Source organism: Thiomonas sp. X19, from assembly GCF_900089495.1.
Lineage (GTDB): Bacteria > Pseudomonadota > Gammaproteobacteria > Burkholderiales > Burkholderiaceae_C > Thiomonas_A.
Map to the genome: position 1 here is coordinate 3,223,601 of NZ_LT605203.1, position 19,777 is coordinate 3,243,377.

Consider the following 19,777-nt stretch of genomic DNA (forward strand, 5'->3'; position numbering starts at 1 on the left):
ATTCATCCGGCTTTGCTGCGCCCGGCTGGGCGCTCTGAGGCCACAGCCGCGGCCGGCGATGAAGTCGCTGGCGCGATGGCGGCATCAACAAGGGTTTGTGCCTCCTTGAGGATGCGCTGCAGGTGCTCGGCCCCCTTGATGCTCTCGGCATAGATTTTGTAAATGTCTTCAGTGCCCGATGGCCGCGCCGCGAACCAGCCGCTGCTGGCGACGACCTTGATCCCGCCAATGGGCGCGTCATTGCCAGGCGCCTTGTTGAGGACGCTCTCGATCTTCTCCCCGGCCAACTCAGTCGATGCGATCTGTTGCGGCGTCAACGCCGCCAACTGCTTTTTCTGCTGCGCAGTCGCAGGCGCTTCGACCCTGTCGGCCACTGGAGGATTGCCGAATGCTTTGGCCAAGTCCAGATACAGAGCGCCAGGATCGTGCCCGGTGCGCGCGGTGATCTCGGCCGAAAGCAGCGCGGCGGTGATGCCGTCCTTGTCGGTGGTCCAGACCGCGCCGTCGCGGCGCAAAAAAGCCGCGCCCGCGCTTTCTTCTCCGGCGAACCCGAGCGTGCCGTCCAGCAACCCTTTGGAGAACCACTTGAAACCGACCGGAACTTCGTCGAGGCAGCGGCCGAGTCGGGCAGCGACCTGGTCGATCAAGCGCGTACTGACAACGGTCTTGCCAACAGCGGCCCGTGCGCCCCATTGCGGCCGATGCCGAAACAGGTAGTCGATGGCGACCGCAAGATAGTGGTTCGGCGCCAGCAAGCCGGCGGCGGGAGTGACGATGCCGTGGCGGTCGTGATCGGTATCGCAGGCGAAGGCGATATCGAAGCGGTCCTTGATGTCGAGCAAGCGCTGCATCGCGTACTTCGAAGAGGGGTCCATGCGGATCTGCCCGTCCCAGTCGAGCGTCATGAAGCGAAAGGTCGGGTCGACGACATCGCTGACGACTTGAAGATCGAGCCGGTAGTGCTCCGCGATGCGCGCCCAGTAGTGCACGCCAGCGCCCCCCAGAGGGTCGACTCCCATGCGGATCTTGGCGCTGCGAATCGCGTCCATATCGATCACGCTGCCAAGATCGCCGACATAGGCGCCGAGGAAATCATGGCGGTGCGTTGTCGCTGCGCCGAGGGCCTTCGGGTGGGACACGCGCTTGACGCCATCGAGGTTTTTTTCGAGAAGGCGGTTGGCGGTGGCGCCGATCCAGTCGGTGATGTCCTGGTCGGCGGGGCCGCCATTGGGCGGGTTGTATTTGAAGCCGCCATCGCGCGGCGGGTTGTGCGACGGCGTCACGACAATGCCGTCGGACAGCCGTTTGCGGCGGCCATGGTTGTGCGTCAGGATGGCGTGCGAGATTGCCGGGGTCGGGGTGTATTCATCGTTCAAGGCCAGCATCACATCGACGCCATTGGCTGCGAGCACTTCGAGCGCGCTCGCGCATGCCGGCTCCGACAGCGCATGCGTGTCGATGCCCAGAAACAGCGGCCCGTCGATGCCATGCTTCCTGCGGTATTGGCATATGGCTTGCGTGATGGCGAGCACATGCCTTTCGTTGAATGAACCGTCCAAGGCCGAACCACGGTGCCCCGATGTGCCGAACGCAACGCGCTGCGCTGCGACTGTCGGGTCGGGCACATTGACGTAGTACGCCGTGACGAGCTTGGCCACATCGACCAGCAGCGCCACGGGCGCCGGCTTGCCCGCGAGCGGGCTGATCCGCGTGCTCACGGTCGTGCTCCCTGCCGAGTCGATGGCTGGCGGGCCAGTTGCTGCTTTGCTGCGGCGACGACATGCGCCGCATCCAATCCGAAATGCGCTTCAACGACCTTGCCCGGCGCCGACAAGCCAAACGTGCGCATGCCGAGGATGGCGCCGTGCTGCCCGACATAGCGCTCCCAGCCCAGGGGCGACGCGGCCTCGACCGAGACGCGCGCCGTCACGGCTGGCGGCAGCACGCTGTCGCGGTAGGCCTGGCTCTCGCGCTCGAACAACTCCCACGACGGCATGCTGATGACGCGGGCCTTGATGCCTGCGCGCATCAGTTCTTCGCGAGCGGCGACGCACAGCGCCACTTCGCTGCCCGTCGCCAGCAGCAGCACGTCGGGCTGGCCATCGGCCGCGTCGGCCAGCACATAGGCGCCGCGCGCGAGGCCCGTGGCGCTGGCGTAGATGCTGCGGTCGAGCGTGGGCAGCGCCTGGCGTGTCAGCACCAGGCTGACCGGCCGGTCCGTGATCCGCATGATGACCTTCCACGCCTCCATCACTTCATTCGCATCGGCCGGGCGCAGCAGCACCATGCCGGGCATCGCCCGAAACGATGCGAGCTGCTCGATCGGCTGGTGCGTCGGCCCGTCTTCTCCCATGCTGATGGAGTCGTGGGTCCAGAGATAGATCACCGGAATGCCCATCATGGCGCTGAGTCGGATGGCGCCTCGGCAGTAGTCGGTGAAGACGAGGAAGCTGGCGGCGAAGGGGCGAAGTTTCGACAAGGACAGCCCGTTGGCAACGGCGCACATCGCATGCTCCCGAACGCCGAAATGAAGGTTGCGGCCCGCATAGGCATGGGCCCTGTCGGTGTGATCGGAGGGGGGCTCGAGGTCGCCGGCGAAGTCGAAAGTCAGATGGGTTTTTGTCGATGGCGCCAGGTCAGCCGCACCGCCGAGCAACCAGGGCATGTGTGCGGCGATGGCGTTCAACACCTTGCCCGAGGCGTCACGCGTGGCGATGCCCTTGGGGTCGGCCGCGAAACTCGGCAGGGCGCGGTTCCAGCCGTCGGGCAAGGCGCGGCGCTGCATCTGCGCGATTTGCAGCGCAAGGTCGGGGTACTGCGCCCGATAGGCCTCGAACTGCGCCGTCCAGCGGGCATGGGCGCTCGCGCCACGCTCGCCGAATTGCGCACCGAAGTGCGCCTGCACGCCGTCCGGAACGGCGAACTGCACGGTCGGATCGAAGCCGAAGAACTCCTTGGCGAGCCGCACTTCTTCGATCCCGAGCGGCTCGCCGTGAGCCTCCTTGGTGTCTTGCTTGTGCGGCGCCCCGTAACCAATATGGCTTTGCACGATGACGAGTGTCGGCCGGTCGTCGGTGTCGATAAAGCTCTGGAAACTGCGTGTCAGAGCATCGAGGTCGTTCGCGTCGGCAACGCGAACGACCTGCCAGCCGTAGGCCTCGAAGCGCGCGCCGACATCCTCCGTGAAGGTGATCGAGGTCGAGCCTTCGATGCTGATGTGGTTGTCGTCGTAGATCCAGCACAGATTGGCGAGCTTCAGATGGCCGGCGAGTGATGCCGCCTCGCTGCTGATGCCTTCCATCATGTCGCCATCGCCGCACAAGGCGTACACGTTGTGATCGAACAGCGCAAAGCCGGGGCGGTTGTAGGTGGCGGCGAGCCAGGCCGAAGCCATCGCCATGCCGACGCTGGTGGCTGCCCCCTGGCCGAGTGGTCCGGTGGTGGTCTCGACGCCCGCAGCCGCGCCAAATTCCGGGTGGCCGGTGCAGCAACTACCCGCCTGGCGAAACCGCTGTAGCTCGGCCATCGTGACGGCCTGCCCGTCAGGCTCTGCGTCCGTCGGGTCATCGCTCCCCGCCCTCGCCTTCACGCTGCACAGGAACAAGAGGCTGTAGAGCAAGGCCGAGGCGTGGCCGGCCGACAGCACGAAACGGTCGCGGTTCGGCCAGTCCGGCGCGTTCGGGTCATAGCGTAGAAAGCGCTGCCACAGGCAGTAGGCGACGGGCGCTGCATCCAGCGGCGTGCCGGGGTGGCCGGAGTTCGCCTTCTGCACGGCGTCAATCGACAGCGTGCGCAGCGTGTTGATGCATCGCTGGTCGAGCTGCGCCGCGCCGCTCGCATCGTTGACCTCGGCGCCGTGTTCACCCTGCGTGTGGCGGTTCATGGGGCCTCTCCGGCAATGGCATCGGTGCCGGCGACGCGCGCCGATCGCCCTCGCTCGAAGATGTCGATCCACGCGCGCAAGCGCCCGGCAATCTGCGCGGCCGCTTCAGCACGAGTCAGGGTCTGCCCCCGGTAACCAGCGACAGCATCCCAAAAGCTCGTGCGGCCCACGGCGAAGCCAATGAACCCTGGAACGCTGGCGGCGGTTACGAGCCAGCTTCGCACACTGGCTTCATCGGCGCCACGGCCCAGCACGATGCAGCCGACCGCGTCGCGTCCATCGCGCCGCACCGTTTCAACCATCCGTACGCAATCGCCACGATCGGCGAGGCCCTCGATCTTCCAGACGTCGGGTTCAATCCCCGCGTCCTGCAAGGCGCGGATGGACTCGACCATGAGCTGCGGGCGCATGTTCAAGTCGTAGGCCGCCCGGTCACCGTTCAGGCCGGCGAGTTGCTGCTCGGTGGCCGGCACAAGCAGTTCGAACATGAATCGGCGACCGCTTGTTTGACAGACATCCGAGAGCTGCTTCAAGCGCGCGACCTGGCGCAAGTTCATCGCGCGGTCGCCCTGCGGGTTGTAGCGGACCAGCACTTTGGCGAAAGTCGGGTCGAAGACATCGATATGGCTGGCGAAGTCGGCTCCGTATTCAAACTTGAATTCGTCCGATCCGCTGCGCTCGGTTGAAAGCGCCGTGGTGAAGCCGCGCCGGTGCGCGTCTCGCAGAATGTTGGCGCCGAACTCTTCGTCGACCAGGAGACCCGCCGATCCGCTTGGCACGCCGGCCTCCAATGCAAGCTGGAAGCCCTCATAAATGAGCTGTTTGCTGTCGCAGACTTGGTCGCGCTGGAGTGCGGACAGCGGCGGTTCGAAGTGGAACATCCCTGTGACGTAGGAATGACGATGGTCGAATGGCAGCAGATAGAGCGCTTTGTCGTAGCCGGGTTTCATGACGACTCCTTGCGTTGGCGTTGGTAGCGGCGCATCAATGCGTTGGTCGAGCTGTCGTGGGTGAGCGGCGCGTTGCTGGTGTCGGCCAATTCCGTCACGATGCGCTGCGCCAGAACCTTGCCCAGCTCGACGCCCCACTGGTCGAACGAATCAATGTTCCAGATGATTCCCTGCGTGAAGACGCTGTGCTCGTACAGCGCCACCAGGGCTCCAAGTGTGTGCGGAGTCAGCCGCTCGGCCAGCAGGGTATTGCTCGGGTGGTTGCCCTCGCACACGCGCTGCGCGACCTGCGCCTCGGCCACGCCCTCGGCCTTCAGCGCTTGTTCCGTCTTGCCGAACGCAAGGGCCTCGGTCTGGGCAAACAGGTTGGCCATCAACAAGTCGTGCTGATGGCCCCGTGGATTTTGGCTGTGGACAAAGCCGATGAAGTCGCACGCCACCAGCCGCGTGCCCTGGTGCAGCAACTGGAAGAACGAGTGCTGGCCATTGGTGCCGGGTTCGCCCCAGACGATGGGCGAGGTCGCCGTGCTGACCTGCTGTCCAGCGGCCGTGACATGCTTGCCGTTGCTCTCCATGGTCAATTGTTGCAGGTAGGCGGGTAAGCGTTTGAGATCGTGGTCGTAGGGCAGCACGGCCAGCGTCTCGGCACCGAGGAAGTTGTTGTTCCAAATGGCCAGCAGGCCCAGCAGCACGGGCATATTGCGGGCAAGCGGGGTGCGTTGGAAATGCTCGTCCATGGCGCGGAATCCAGCCAGCATGGCGCGAAAATGTTCCGGCCCGATCGCAATCATGGTGACGAGGCCGATGGCTGAATCCATCGAGTAGCGGCCACCGACCCAATCCCAAAGCGCGAACATATGCGCAGGGTCAATGCCGAAAGCCGCAACCGCCTCGGCGTTGCTCGAGACGGCGACGAAATGGCTGGCAACTGCACGCTCGTCTCCGATCTGGCCCAGGCTCCAGGCACGCGCGGCATGCGCATTGGTCAGCGTGTCGAAGGTGCGAAAGCTCTTGGAGCAGACGATGAAGACGGTTTCAGCGGCATCGAGGCCGCATGTCGCTTCGGCCAGGTCGTTGGGATCGATATTGGAGACGAAGCGCATGCGCAGTCCAGCCTGGCTGTAGTGTCGCAGCGCTTCGCAGGCCATCACCGGGCCGAGATCGGAGCCGCCAATGCCGATGTTGATCACATTGCGAATGGGTTTGCCCGTGTGGCCGAGCCACTGGCCGCTGCGAATCCGGTCCGCGAAGGCCGCCATGCGGTCGAGCACGGCATGGACTTCGGGCACGACATTGACGCCGTCGACGACGATGCGCTCGCCGGCCGGAGCGCGCAGCGCCGTATGCAGCGCGGCGCGCTTCTCGGTCGCGTTGACCGGATCGCCACGGAACATTGCATCCATGCGCCCGCGCAGGCCGCAGCGTTGGGCCAACTCGACCAGCAGCTCAAGCGTCTCGTCGGTCATCCGGTTTTTCGAGTAGTCGAGGTAAAGCCCTGCCGCTTCGACATGCAGGCGTTCGCCGCGCTGCGGGTCATCGGCGAAATACTGGCGCAGATGCCGCTCGCCAAGGGTGTGATGGTGCTCGACGAGTGCCTGCCAAGCGGGAAGCTGGGTCAGCGGTTGCGCCGGTGGCCGTGCTTGCAGCGGCGCCGATGGCATGGGAAGCTCGGCGCGGCTCATGGCGCGCTGGCCTGCGTGAGCTGCGCCGTCTTGGTGCTGATGGCTTGCAACAGTTGACGCCACGAGGCGGCAAACGCCTCGGCGCCTTCACGCTGCAGGCGCTCGGCCAGGGCATCGGGGTCGATGCCTTGGCGGCCGCAGTCCGCAAGCACGGCTTCGGCGTCGCCTCCATCCGGCGGCAGCATGTGCCTGACTTGGCCGTGATCGGCAAAAGCGAGCAGGGTTTTTTCGGGCATGGTGTTGATGGTGCGCGGGGCAGCCAGAGCCTCGACATACAAGGTATCGGGCGCCGCCGGGTCTTTTGTTCCGGTGCTGGCCCACAACAAGCGCTGCGCGCGCGCTCCGGCGCCCGCCAGCTTTTGCCAGCGGGGTGAGGCTAGCAATGCGCAGTAGGCTTGATAGGTTTGCATCGCCACGGCGATGCCGAGGCGGTTGCGCAGCTGCGGCGGGATCGTGTCTTTCACCGCGACATCCCAGCGGCTGATGAAGAGCGACGCGACCGAGCCGACGTTCGGGTCGAGCCCGGCCTGGATGCGCCGCTCGACGCCGCGCAGGTAGGCCTCGGCCGCAGCCAGGTACTGCTTGCACGAGAACAGCAGCGTGACGTTCACCGCAAGACCGGCAAAGATGGACGCTTCGATTGCCGCAAGGCCTTCGATGGTCCCCGGGATCTTGATGAACAGATTGGGGCGATCGGCGCGCGCATGCAGTTCTGCCGCTTGCTCGATGGTGTTCGCGGCGTCGTGGGCCAGCAGTGGCGACACCTCCAGCGAGACCCAGCCGTCAACACCCGCGCTTGCGTCAAAGATGGGACGGAACAGGTCGGCCGCTTGCGTCAGGTCTTCGAGCGCCAATGCAAAAAACAGGCTGTCGTCCGATTGACCCTTGCGGGCCCCGCTGCGAATGGCCTCGTCGTAGGCGGTGGAGTGGCCGATGGCATGCTCGAAAATCGTCGGGTTCGAAGTCAGTCCGGTCACGGCCAAGTCGCGGATATAGCGTGCCAATGTGCCGCTGCGGAGAAGCTCGCGCGTGATGTTGTCGAGCCAGAGGCTTTGGCCGAGATCGTGCAGTTTTTGGGTGGGGTTCATGGTGACTCCTGTTCTGTGCTGCCGGCTGGTTTTGGCTCCAGTAGCGCGGTGAGATCGACGGCCAGCAAATCACCGATGCAATCCAGGCTGATGTCAGCCTTCGGATAGTTCGCGATGTTGTCGGGGTCGTTGGCGTAATGGCCCTGGCGCGGAAAAACGGTTGTCAGGCGTTCGCCAAGGCTTTGCTTCATGGTCGCGAGGATGCGCAGCTTGTCATCGACCATCACGTAGTGCTGCGCCGGGTAGCGCTGTTGCACGGCGTCGAGCATGAGCTCCTTGTGGAGATAGATCAGCACGCGGCCCTCCACGGCGTGCCACAAGCCGGAGCGCTGCACCTTGCGCGGTTGGAACACGACATCGCCATCCGTCAGTAGCACGGTCGGGCCGAAACGTTGCAGCCGTTCGATGACGCGCAGCGCGCCGGCATAGAGCCGGTCGGCGAATGGGTAATCGATCAGGAAGGTGGACATTTCCAGCAGCCGCGGATCGCTCAATGCATCCCGCAGCTCATCCATGCGGTAGCGCTGCAAGGCACCCAGGTAATCGGCATAGCCCAGTTCACTGCGCAACTGCTCGAAGAGAACCCAGTAGCGTTCGGCGCTGACGCGGCCGAACGTGCGCTCCAGGTGCTGCCGGAGATCGTCGATGACACGGTCGTTGTCGAGCAGCGTGTTGTCGACATCCAGCAGAAAAACGACGTCATGGTCCATGGCATCAACCCTCGGCTTCAGGGTTGTGCCAGCCGCCGTCGGCCGCGATCAGGCGGTCGGCCTCTCGCGGTCCCCAGCTGCCGGGCGGGTAGGCGATGGCGCGCGGATGCTTGATGAGCACCGGCTCGACCACTGCCCAGGCTGCCTCGACAGCCTCTTCGCTGGTGAACAGCGCGTTGTCGCCGGCCATGGCGCCGGTGAGCAGGCGCTCATAGGGCGTTTCTTCGCCCGCCTCATCTTCGACGAGGATCAGTTCGTGCTGCTCTCCCACATCATCCTTGCCAGGGCGTTTGACGCGGGCGGCCAGGGCAATCAGCGAGGTTGGCGACAGCCGAAAGCGCAGATGGTTGGTCTGCGCGCCCGTGGCCACGGCGTCCGCGAACAGCGCCAGGGACGGCGGTTGCAGCCTGACCAGCACCTCGCAGCTGGTCACTGGCAGTTGCTTGCCCGCACGCAAATACCAGGGCACGCCCGCCCATCGCTTGACGTTGATGTGCAGGCGCATCGCGCAATAGGTTTCGACATCCGAATCTTTCGCGACCTGCGGCTCATCGCGGTAAGTCGCGTACTGGCCACGCACCATGTCGGCCGGGCGCAAGGGCCGCATCGCCTTGAAAACCTTGAGCTTCTCGCTGTTGACGGCCGCGAAGTCGCGTCGCGCCGGGGGTTCCATGGCGAGCAGCGCGGCGATCTGGAAGAGATGGTTCTGAATGACGTCGCGCAGGCAGCCGGCGCTCTCGTAAAAACGACCGCGCCCAAGCACGCCGAAATCCTCGGCAAGCGTGATCTGCACGCTCGCCACATGCTTGCGGTTCCAGATGGGTTCGAGGAAGGAATTGGCGAAGCGCAGGTAGAGAATGTTCATGATCGCTTCCTTGCCCAGGAAGTGATCGATGCGAAAGATGGCATCGCTGGAAAAGGCGTCGGCCGCGACGCGGTTGAGTTCGCGCGCGGAGGCCAGGTCGCGGCCGAATGGCTTCTCGACGATGACGCGCCCCTGTGCCGCCAGCCCTGCTTTGCTCAGGCCACGGATGACGGTGGAGAACAGCGTGGGTGGAATGGCCAGGTAGTGCGTGGGCCGCTGGGACGCTCCGAGCGCGAGCTTGAGTTGGGCATAGGTACCGGCGTCGTTGTAGTCGCCGCTGACGTACTGCAGTTGCGACAACAACTGGGCGAGCGCTGACGCGTCGTCCACGGCGCCGGCGCGCTCGATGCTTTGCTGTGCACGGGCGCGCAGCTGCCCGATGGTCGAAGGCGAGGAGGCGACGCCGATCACCGGCCCATTCAGCGCGCCGCTCTTGCGCATGGCATAGAGCGCCGGAAAAATCATTTTGTCGGCGAGATCGCCAGTCACGCCGAAAACGACCAGCGCATCCGACGGCAGGGCTGCAGCGCGAGAAGAATCGTCATGCATATCAGGGCTTCGGCTTGGGCTCGCCGGAGGTGGGTTCGACATGGCCGCCGAATTCATGCCGCATGGATGACAGCACGCGGTTGGCGAAATCGGCTTGATCACGCGAGCTGAAACGTGCGTAGAGCGCAGCGCTCAGCACCGGCGCTGGCACCGCCTCGTCGATGGCAGCCTGAATCGTCCAGCGGCCTTCGCCGGAGTCGGAGACATGGCCCTGAAAGCTCGACAGCGCAGGATCTGCGGCCAGCGCTGCGGCGGTGAGGTCAAGCAGCCACGAACCGATGACGCTGCCGCGCCGCCAAACCTCGGCGATCTCCGGCAGGTCCATGTCGAACTGGTACATGGCGGGATTGCGCAGCGGGGTCGTCTCGGCATCGACAGCGTCGGGGCGTTTGCCGACATTGGCGTTGTGCAAAATATTCAGCCCTTCGGCATACGCGGCCATGATGCCGTATTCAATGCCGTTGTGAACCATCTTGACGAAATGCCCGGCGCCATGGGAGCCGCAGTGCAAATAGCCCTGTTCGGCGCTGCCTGCGCCTGGACTGCGCCCCGGGGTCGGGACGGCGGTGCCGACTCCGGGCGCCAGCGCCACGAACAACGGGTCGAGGTGCTGGACGGTGGCTGTCTCGCCACCGATCATCAGGCAATAGCCCCGGTCCAGCCCGGCAATGCCGCCACTGGTGCCCACGTCCACATAGTGCAAGCCAAGGGCACGCAGTGTGGCGGCGCGACGGATGTCGTCGCGGTAATAGGAATTGCCGCCGTCGATGACGATGTCGTGCCTGTCGAGCAGCGGCGTCAGCGCTGCCAGGGTCGCGTCGACCCCCGCTGCGGGCACCATCAGCCAGATCGTGCGCGGCGTGGATAGCGCCTGGACGAACTGCTGCATCGTCCCCGCGCCCTGGGCGCCCTCGCCCATCAGTGGCTCGATGGCGGCAGCTTGCGTGTCGTGGACGACGCATGCGTGGCCCGCGCGCATCAGCCGGCGCGTCATATTGGCGCCCATGCGCCCAAGTCCAATCATGCCGATTTGCATCGCAACATTCCTTGTTTTTCAGTTCGGTTCTTGTCGAGCTGGATACCGCACTTCGATCGCGTGCTCCAGACCGTCGTCAATCAATGCAATGGCCGGCCCCGCCAGTTCGACACCATCCAGCGTCAGCCTCGGCTCAGCGTCAGTTGCGGCCGTTTGCTGCACGGTGATGTGGTAGGTGGTCTCCAGGTGGCGGTAATGCATCTGGAATGAAGTCCAGTCCCGAGGAATGCATGGGACGAGGCGCAGTTGGTCGCCGATGCGCTGCAGACCCAGCAAGGACTCGAGGATGAAGCGGTACATCCAGCCGGCCGAACCGGTGTACCAAGTCCAGCCGCCGCGGCCGGCATGCGGCGCGAATGCGTAGACGTCGGAGGCCATCACATAAGGCTCTGTTTTGTAGACCGCAATGGCCTCGGGCGAGTCGGCGTGCCGAATCGGATTGAGCATGTTGAACAGATCCCAGGCACGTGCGGCATCACCAAGCGCCGCGAACGCCATGGCCACCCAAACGGCGCCGTGGGTGTACTGGCCGCCGTTCTCGCGGACGCCGCTGACGTAGCCCTGGATGTAGCCGGGGCTCGGATCGGAGTGGTTGAAGGGCGGGGCCAGCAGCTCGATCAGCGCGGCGTCGCGGCGCACGAGCCGGGTATCGACAGCGCGCATGGCGCGGCGTGCGCGCGTTGCTTCAGCGGCGCCGGACAATACGGCCCAACTCTGGGCGATGGAGTCGATCTGACACTCGGTATTGCTCGACGTGCCAAGCGGCGAGCCATCGTCGAACCAACCGCGACGGTACCAGTCGCCATCCCAGCAGCTTTGTTCGATGGCGTTGCGCAGGCGAGTGGCCTCGCTTGTGCAACGCTCGACGAAGACAACATCGCCACGTTGCCGCGCCAGTTCGCCGAACTGTGTGAGAACGCCATGCAGGAAGAAACCAAGCCAGACGCTTTCCCCTTTGCCTCCCACGCCGACCAGGTTCATGCCGTCGTTCCAGTCGCCCGAGCCCATCAGCGGCAAGCCATGCTCGCCGAAGCGCAAACCATGCTCGATGGCGCGCACGCAATGTGCGTAAAGACTTGCGGTCTGCCTGGACGTTGTGGGCAAGGCGTAGTCGGACACCGCATCGGCCTTGAGGGCGGCGCCGTCGATGAAAGGCACGGTTTCATCGAGTACACCGGCGTCGCCGGTGACACCGACATAGCGGCATGTCGCCAACGGCAGCCACAGGTAGTCGTCCGAGCAGCGCGTACGGATGCCGCGACCCGACGGCGGATGCCACCAGTGCTGAACGTCGCCTTCGGGAAACTGGCGTGACGCACTGCGGAGCAAATGCGCGCGCACCAAATCCGGTGTGGCATGGACCAGCGCCATCACATCCTGCAACTGATCGCGAAAACCGAAGGCGCCACTCGATTGATAGAACGCCGTGCGCGCCCAGAGCCGACACGAAAGAATCTGATAGACGAGCCAGCCGTTGGTCAGCACGTCGAGCGCCCGGTCCGGCGTTTCGACCTGCACGGCACCAAGCGTCTGCGCCCAGTACTGCTTCACGGCGTCGAGTGCGCCTTGTGCTGGCGCGGATCCGCGCCAGCGCTGCACGAGGCTGGCTGCAGCCGCTTCGCCTTGCGCTGCGCCGAGTCGAAAGATCAGCTCGCCCGTCTGGCCCGCCGCCAAGGTGATCGGCATCCGGACGGCGGCACAGGGATCGAGCGCAACGCCGACGACACCCGAGAGCAGCGTCTGCGACATCGCGGCTGGATGACGCAGCGTGCCGTTGCGCCCGAGGAAGGCCAGGCGGTCACCGCACACGCTGGCGTTGGCGATGCCGTCCACATCCAGCATGGCCACCCGGCCGGCGAAGTCGGCGTTGTAGGGGTTGCGGGCGAATACGGCGCCGCTGCTGGCGTCAATCTCCGTTCTCACCTGCATGCAGGTCTTGGCGCGCTCATCGCCAAGCACCCATTCCACATAGGCCGTGACCGAAAGCCGGCGTGCGTCGGCCGAAGCATTGTGCAACTTCAGCACGGCAAATTTGACTGGCGCGTCGATCGCCACGTACACACTGAGAACCGAGTCAATGCTGTTTTCGCTGTGCTCGAACACGCTGTAGCCAAAACCGTGCCGTGTCACATATGGCGTGGCGCCTGCCGTCGGCAGCAGTGTGGGCGACCAGAACTGGCCGCTGTCCTCGTCGCGGATGTAATACGCCTCGGTATTGGCATCACCAACCGGATCGTTCGACCACGGTGTGAGGCGAAACGCTTGCGCGTTCTCGCTCCAGGTGTTCGCGCTGCCGCTCTCCGAAATGAGACTGCCGAATGACGGATTGGCCAACACATTGATCCAGGGCGCAGGCGTCATCTGCCCCGGCGTGATCGTGATCACGTACTCGCGTCCATCGGGGCTGAACCCGCCCAAGCCGCAGTCCAACAACAAATCGCGCGCAGGCGTCTGCATGGGCGGCGCCACTGGCGCCGGGCGCAAGGACTTGGTCGCGTTGTCGGCATTGCCCGCGAGGCGATCTGCAGCGGCTGGCGGCGGGGCTTCGGCCGCGCACCGGCTGGCGAGTTGCTGCGACAAGGAGCCTTCGCCATCGCGCATCACGACGCGCGATGCCGTTTGCAGAAGAATGAGGTCGGACGGCGCCACTTTGTCGGCGTCGCGCATCCATAGCCCACCCGGCTGATCCATCAGTTCAGCCGTGTTGCATGCCTTGCTCGAACGCAGGAGCAGCGCGTGCAGATCAGCCAGGTTCGCGGTGTGACCGTCGCCTTCACACAGAAAGAGCGTATCCACCTTCAAGCCGTGCCACCGCCAATACGCATGCGCCCGGACGAACTCCCTGACCAAATCGCAATGGGTCGGGCACCTCACCTGCAGCAGCGCGATCGGTAAATCACCCGAAATCGAATACGCCCATAATCCCGATTGCCCCTGGTTGTTGCGCGCGATGATGTCCGGGCCGGCACGCATGGATGCGTTGGCGTAAATCAGGGAACTGGCAAGCTCTGCATACAACTGCACGTCGGCTTCGCTTGCATCCAGCCGATGCAGGGTTTCTTGTCCACGCCTCGTCGCATCGGCAAGAATTGGGTCCGCAGCTGCGCCACTTCGATACCGCTCGATGATTTGCAGGCAGGCTTTGCGTGTTTGCGCCACGCCGCAGAGCCAACGCACGACCACGGTTTCGCCGGGATCAAGCTCGATCGGATAACGAATCGACACGGCCGCATCGAGCACCGAACCGGAGCGGCCGGAAAGCGTCGCGCCATGGTCCATGGCTTGCGGATGCTCCACAGTCCGCCCACGTCCGATGAAATCCGCGCGATCCGTGTTGTAAGACAGGTCCCCCAACGCCGGTTTCGATGCCTGCAGCAGGTGAAACGTCGAGGCTGGCTGGTCCCTGGCATCGCTCACCCGGCGGGTGCACAAGATGGCCTGCTGTGCGGGCAAGATCTCCGTTTCCACAAACAGCTTTTCAAATGCAGGATGTGTGGAATCGGCAGCGTTCGATGCAAGCACGATTTCCGCATAACTCGTGACTTCAATCGCTCTCTTGCCGAACGATTGGTTGCTGATTCTGATTCTGCGGAGTTCGACATCATCGAACGGCGAGACGGCAATTTCCGTTTCGATCCGTATACCGTGGTCAAGGCGGCGAATGATCGCCTGCCCTTCCGAGAACACAGTTTCGTAGACATCCCCTCGCTGCAACGTCGGCTGATACGTCGTCGACCATACCTGTCCACTCGCAAGATCGCGGATATAGCAAAACGATCCCCAATTATTGCAGGTCGCATCGTCACGCCAGCGCGTGACGGCAATATCTTTCCATCGGCCGTACCCACCGCCAGCGCTAGTGAGCATGATGTGGTATTCATCATTCGACAGCAAATGCGCGTCTGGGCGCAAATGACTCAAGTCACGGCATAAATCTGCCTGGACGGTCCGCGAGGCTCTCATTGGCTGCCTCTACATGGCTTCAGTGAGCATGTTGGAATAGGCGCGCATCGACAGCCTCGCATATTGTCGACGTTGTTCCTTGATAGCACAGCCGGAAAGCAAGGACTGCAAACCAGAAGGATTGATCATGCATAGATTGCGTTTATTCACCTCAAGCAACTCGGTCTGATGGAACTCCGACATGATTTTGCTGACTTTTTCTAGGCGCAGCCCCAGATAACTGCCAATCTCCTCCCGGCTCATGCTCGACGCCAGCACATCGGATATCGACAACCGAGACAACACTGCATTCAAACGCCATCACATCGGTCAAATAATGACGACACGCAAAGCCTTCCAAGCCAATCGAGTCACCTATAATATGATAATCCACGACTTGCTGTCTACCATCGCGACTGATCATGGCCGATTTGAACGATCCCGAACGCACCAGGTAAAGCGCACTCATTGGCTGTCCCGCCTCAAATAAAAATTTCCCCTTTTTCTGAGGTACCAAGGCCCTCGCGCAATGAAATGAACAATCCAAGATTTCTTGCATGGAATGAAATCCGTTACGGATTTTTTGATTCTGGCGTACCGCGTCCAATCCAAAATAATCGTTGCACGTCAAACTGGCATCACCCCGGAATACGCCTGCTGCATGGTAAACTGCGGGCAATGAAAGACGAAAGACACATGCAAAACTGTCTGCTCGCGATGAGGTGATCGTAGGCACAATATCGTGCTTTCAAGACACCGGATATGACGAATATCGGGATATCAATCCAATCTTCCCTCCGCGGCAATTGTTCCGGCAGCGGTGGGTTTTCCTTTGAGGATCCATTCGAATCCCACTGCAATCATCGCACCGATGATGGGGCCAACAATGTAAATCCAGCTTGTACTCAAATTGCCGCGTATCAGGTCAGGAGCAAACGAACGGACTGGATTCATCGAGGCACCGCTGATTGGTGCCGCCCAAAGTCCTGCCAAGGCGATGTAACCACCGATCGCGAGTGCCGCGTTGGAACCAACATTTCGCGCTCCTGAGGCCGTGCCGAGTATGGTGCTAACCAGGCCTGTCGTTAACAGAACTTCCATGACAAGCGCCTTGAAATCGCTAATTCCTTGTCCAGGAACCGTGGCACCCAATAGGCCTACCGCGCCGAACATCGCCCTTAAGAATAGAGCTGCGGCAATACCTCCAACGAACTGTGCGACAATATATCCAGGAACCCGGTTCCAAGGGAAGTTGCGGCGCACCGCAAATGCAAGGGTGACTGCCGGATTCAGGTGCGCACCGCCGACAGTCCCCATGAAATAGATGATGGCCATGACCATCAAGCCCGGCGCGGTGACCATCATGCTCAGCGATATAGCGCCATCACTCCGGGCGCCAACAACAACAGAGCCGGCTGCAACGACCACAAGAAGAAACGTACCCCAGACCTCGGAAAAAAGACGTCGCCATTCTTGCGATGACTCCTCGAAGTCAGGCGGTACAGGGGCATGCAGCATGCGCCGCACGGGTGCCGATCCAATATCCCGAGGATGTTCCTTGGCCATCGCGCTCATCTCGACTCAGACAATTTTACAGGGAATCATGGCATCTTCATCAAATTTATAAACGGCGCAGAGTCTGTGATAGCCATCTGCAATAATCAATTTGCCACTCACTCTGTCTCTATAAAGCAATAAAGGTGATAATTTTTTGCCACGAATAATCTGCGCCGTATCTTGCTCGACATGGCTGTTGCTGACCCCAAGAAACGATAATCCTGAAGCTCTGAAAATATCCTTTGCTGCAAATTCAGTCATATCAGCCAGCTTCAATTCGCCTGCGATCGCCTCCGCTTCGTCGCGGCTCTTTGTCAAATTTAGATAGGAGGCGGCAGCCGGGTAATCATGTTTCTGCGGCTTATCAAACCATTTTATTTTCATTGACATTTCTTCAGACTATACAGGGAACCAGTTCCCGTCAAAAAATAAAATGGCGCGGGCAAATTGCTGCATGACAACAGGCCAATTTTTCATTTTTGAAATGATGTTATACCCGTCACGCGGCTTGAGATAAACGGACAAGTCAACGTGACAGCCCCGATACGAAAGAAAATTGCTGGCTTAGATATACACAATCATGAAGAGGGGCTAATATTTTATTTCTTCGTTTTCTGTTGCAATTCGTTTTTAACCATTTTCACACCTTCGACGGCAGATGCGATACGAACAGCGCGTTCAGACTCTTTCATGTTTTTGACGGTCCCACTCAAAGTCACCACATCTTGCTTCGTATCGACGTGGATATCCAAGCTCTTGAGCATTTCATCTTTCATCAACATGGCTTTCACTTTGGCCGTAATGACTGCATTGTCCATGTAACTGCCTGCACTACCATCTTTCGATGACATTTGATTCTGTTGTGCCATGGTTGAAGGTTGTGACGCTGCCGCCCCGTAACCACTCGCTTGCGCATTGGTTACGGCTGTGACTGTTAAAAACAAAAAACAACCGACAAGGGGAATCCATTTCTTGTACGAAATATTAGTAGGCATGATATGATCCTTGATTTATGCAATAAAATGACAGGTTAAATAAAAAAACAAATCATTATTTTTACGCCAAAATAACGCAAAAGAAGCTTCCAACCATTAATATTAAAATCCGCAAAGTACCGAAAAATTCTAAACTATTTGACATTAGAATTCGACAGCGCTTCAACCGTGGCATCCGTGGCATCCGTGGCGCACAATAACCGCAACTTCCTCTCCCGCCCGGAAAATCAATCAGACAAGTCCTAACACCAAGAGGACGACTAGAATCAAAACGATAAAGCCCAGAGTTCCACTCGGGTAATAACCCCAACTCCTGCTGTGGGGCCAAGTTGGAATGGTACTGATGAACATGATGACCAGAACAATCAATAACAGGCTTATCAGTGACATGTCAGATTCCCGATGAATGTGCTGCTTGCCGAGGCGATTTCTGATGCGAGAATTGATCTATTTTGTTCAACCCATTGCCCAGACACTTCGCACAATTGGCATAATTGACACACGACGCAAGTATCCGTTGCCTCAAGGCTATATTGAACTCCTACGGTTGTTTTAACGCTTCTTGCTTGGTTGACGATCGTTACCCTGTCATTGTTTTCGACATGATGGATTCGTTTTTGTTGTTTAGGCGATACTTGATTGTCCATATAATACGACTTGAAACCCGTTTTGAGTTGTTAACAGGTTGCTGAAATACCTCGCGTCACGGCTGTGCGCCATAGAAAAAACCCATGACCAGTCGATAAAGGCGGCCTTTTCTGCCTCTTTGCCGGCCTTCAAGCGCTCCCGAGTGCCATGGCGATAGGTTCAAGCGATAGCTCGAAGTCCCGAAAACAGTATTTCAACAACCTGCTAGGCAACTACGCCGCAGGCTTACCACTTATGTGCCGCTGGTCACCATCAACATGCACGCCGTCGGCTGAAAGCAGGGCGGCCTTGTTCAGGATGGACTTCCGAACTCATCAATTACCAGGTTTCAAACTACTGAAGAAGGCTGCCAAGTCTGCAATGACCTGAGAGTCGAGCGGCGAAGCCATGGCGACCATCGTTGGATTCAAACGCATACCGTTCTTATATTCGTGCATTGCATTGATGAGATAGGTTTCCTTCTGTCCCGCCAGATTAGGGTAGATCTGCTCGGTACTAATACCATGTGCTCCGTGGCAACTCATGCACAACGGCGCCCAATTCTGTCCTCTGGCCACATCACCCACAGCGGCTGTCGCCAGCGGTTTTTGCTGTGCTGCTTGTGATTTCAAAATAGGCTGTGCAACGGCCACACCAATGCTGAACAATAGCCAAACCGGGGCGGTTAAAATCATCGAATTTCGATTAAAAAACACTCGCCTTCTCCTTATTGCAGATATAGATAGAATTGCTTAATCCAATCCGACGCCAGTCACAAAATCGGAAAACATCAGCATCGGTTATGGCGCCCTTTATCAAGCGATAAATTTCTGAGTGTCTCTAATAAATATTTGTATATCGCCATCATTTATTTTGAAATGCGCTACTTTGATTATCGAATGGAAGATTATTCATGAAGGCGACTAACGCCCAGAGCTGGTCATCACTCATGCTCGGGCTCCAGGCCGGCATACCAGTCATACGAATCCCATTTTTAATAACCCAAAACAACTCTTGCGGGTTCAACTGAAGATCGGATCTATGTGAAAATTTCGGTGGCCTCGGATTGAGCCCTTCACGGACGAAATTTGATGGTCGCAGCCCGGGACCTCCATGGCAAATCATGCACGAACGTACATAGATATTGAAACCAGATCGGATCAGCTTTGGATCATGGAAATCCATCCCGTTAGGAATTCGAATATTAGCCGCACGCCTTTCAATTGAATGTATTCGCACCGCTTTGAAAATCGCATACACAGGTGCTGGGTCACTCCAGAGTGCCGAGATATTAAAAATCCCAAAATAAACAAACATGATGCCCATAACGGAGATCAGAGCAGTCTCGACCAATAAGAAAATAATTGCGATTTTGATGGGGCGCATCGAACGATCTGCTCAACCCAAATAAGATAATTAATTTTATGGGAATCCGGATATTTATTTGTCAAATCTGATCGAGTGATCCCTATGGCCGATGATCACAAAAACAATTTGCAATACATTAGCAGGTTGTTGAAATACTGTTTCGGGACTTCGAGCTATCGCTTGAACCTATCGCCGTGGCACTCGGGAGCGCTTGAAGGCCGGCAAAGAGGCAGAAAAGGCCGCCTTTATCGGCTCGTTATGGGCTTTTTCTATGGCGCACAGCCGTGACGCGAGGTATTTCAACAACCTGTTAGACAGGCATCATGTACAAAGTACGGCAGAAAAGTTGTTAGAACAGTGCGCTACCGTACACAAGACATATTTTTTTACGCATATCGCATTCAACATTCAATCTTGGCTCCTGCTGCAGGCTCGGTGCCATTCACGACCCGCATGCTCCGCATGCGGGCTTGTCACTTGACGGCTGCTCGCGTCTGTGCAGGCAGGTGGCACGGCCCAGGAGTT

At 60.1% G+C, this 19,777-nt stretch carries 16 protein-coding genes and 1 pseudogene; all 17 read right to left on the reverse strand.

Going from position 1 to position 19,777, the window contains the following annotated elements:
* Positions 1 to 2 precede the first annotated feature (2 nt).
* Entirely contained in the window at positions 3 to 1,718 is a 1,716-nt protein-coding gene (gene pgm, locus THIX_RS15550) for a phosphoglucomutase (alpha-D-glucose-1,6-bisphosphate-dependent) (protein WP_112486907.1), read from the reverse strand.
* Positions 1,715 to 3,883, reverse strand: a complete 2,169-nt coding sequence (tkt, locus tag THIX_RS15555) for a transketolase (protein WP_112486908.1) — start codon at positions 3,881 to 3,883, stop codon at positions 1,715 to 1,717. Before tkt ends, pgm begins: the two co-directional genes overlap by 4 nt.
* A complete protein-coding gene (locus THIX_RS15560; RefSeq protein WP_112486909.1) occupies positions 3,880 to 4,833 on the reverse strand; it encodes a 2-deoxy-5-keto-D-gluconate 6-phosphate aldolase domain-containing protein in 954 nt (317 codons plus the stop codon). Before THIX_RS15560 ends, tkt begins: the two co-directional genes overlap by 4 nt.
* Complete coding sequence (gene pgi, locus THIX_RS15565) at positions 4,830 to 6,515, reverse strand: glucose-6-phosphate isomerase (RefSeq protein ID WP_233224593.1); 1,686 nt, start codon at positions 6,513 to 6,515, stop codon at positions 4,830 to 4,832. Before pgi ends, THIX_RS15560 begins: the two co-directional genes overlap by 4 nt.
* Positions 6,512 to 7,603, reverse strand: coding sequence for a transaldolase (tal, locus tag THIX_RS15570; RefSeq protein WP_112486910.1), 1,092 nt, complete (start codon positions 7,601 to 7,603; stop codon positions 6,512 to 6,514). Before tal ends, pgi begins: the two co-directional genes overlap by 4 nt.
* Positions 7,600 to 8,313: an HAD family hydrolase gene (locus THIX_RS15575; RefSeq protein ID WP_112486911.1), complete on the reverse strand. Its 714-nt coding sequence runs from the start codon at positions 8,311 to 8,313 to the stop codon at positions 7,600 to 7,602. Before THIX_RS15575 ends, tal begins: the two co-directional genes overlap by 4 nt.
* 4 nt (positions 8,314 to 8,317) lie before the next feature.
* Complete coding sequence (gene zwf / locus THIX_RS15580) at positions 8,318 to 9,727, reverse strand: glucose-6-phosphate dehydrogenase (protein ID WP_112486912.1); 1,410 nt, start codon at positions 9,725 to 9,727, stop codon at positions 8,318 to 8,320.
* Position 9,728: 1 nt separating this feature from the next.
* Complete coding sequence (gnd, locus tag THIX_RS15585; RefSeq protein WP_112486913.1) at positions 9,729 to 10,763, reverse strand: phosphogluconate dehydrogenase (NAD(+)-dependent, decarboxylating); 1,035 nt, start codon at positions 10,761 to 10,763, stop codon at positions 9,729 to 9,731.
* 18 nt (positions 10,764 to 10,781) lie between these two features.
* On the reverse strand, positions 10,782 to 14,726 hold the full coding sequence (locus THIX_RS15590) for a GH36-type glycosyl hydrolase domain-containing protein (protein WP_112486914.1): 3,945 nt from the start codon (positions 14,724 to 14,726) through the stop codon (positions 10,782 to 10,784).
* A gap of 9 nt (positions 14,727 to 14,735) precedes the next feature.
* On the reverse strand, positions 14,736 to 15,011 hold the full coding sequence (locus tag THIX_RS15595; RefSeq protein ID WP_371412932.1) for a helix-turn-helix domain-containing protein: 276 nt from the start codon (positions 15,009 to 15,011) through the stop codon (positions 14,736 to 14,738).
* Positions 15,010 to 15,264: pseudogene (locus tag THIX_RS24950) on the reverse strand (cyclic nucleotide-binding domain-containing protein); the annotation flags it as partial. The pseudogene THIX_RS24950 and the gene THIX_RS15595, both read right to left, overlap by 2 nt.
* 221 nt (positions 15,265 to 15,485) lie before the next feature.
* Positions 15,486 to 16,280 carry an MIP/aquaporin family protein gene (locus tag THIX_RS15605; RefSeq protein WP_199195315.1) on the reverse strand — a complete coding sequence of 265 codons (795 nt, stop codon included), beginning with the start codon at positions 16,278 to 16,280 and terminating at the stop codon, positions 15,486 to 15,488.
* 6 nt (positions 16,281 to 16,286) lie between these two features.
* Positions 16,287 to 16,652, reverse strand: coding sequence for a hypothetical protein (locus THIX_RS15610; protein WP_199195316.1), 366 nt, complete (start codon positions 16,650 to 16,652; stop codon positions 16,287 to 16,289).
* Positions 16,653 to 16,861: 209 nt separating this feature from the next.
* Positions 16,862 to 17,257, reverse strand: a complete 396-nt coding sequence (locus THIX_RS15615; protein ID WP_112486917.1) for a BON domain-containing protein — start codon at positions 17,255 to 17,257, stop codon at positions 16,862 to 16,864.
* A gap of 231 nt (positions 17,258 to 17,488) precedes the next feature.
* Positions 17,489 to 17,647, reverse strand: coding sequence for a DUF3309 domain-containing protein (locus tag THIX_RS15620; RefSeq protein WP_112486918.1), 159 nt, complete (start codon positions 17,645 to 17,647; stop codon positions 17,489 to 17,491).
* A 572-nt stretch (positions 17,648 to 18,219) separates the two neighbouring features.
* A complete protein-coding gene (locus tag THIX_RS15625) occupies positions 18,220 to 18,579 on the reverse strand; it encodes a cytochrome c (RefSeq protein WP_112486919.1) in 360 nt (119 codons plus the stop codon).
* Positions 18,580 to 18,748: 169 nt separating this feature from the next.
* Complete coding sequence (locus THIX_RS15630) at positions 18,749 to 19,270, reverse strand: cytochrome c (protein ID WP_112486920.1); 522 nt, start codon at positions 19,268 to 19,270, stop codon at positions 18,749 to 18,751.
* Between the last annotated feature and the right edge of the window lie 507 nt (positions 19,271 to 19,777).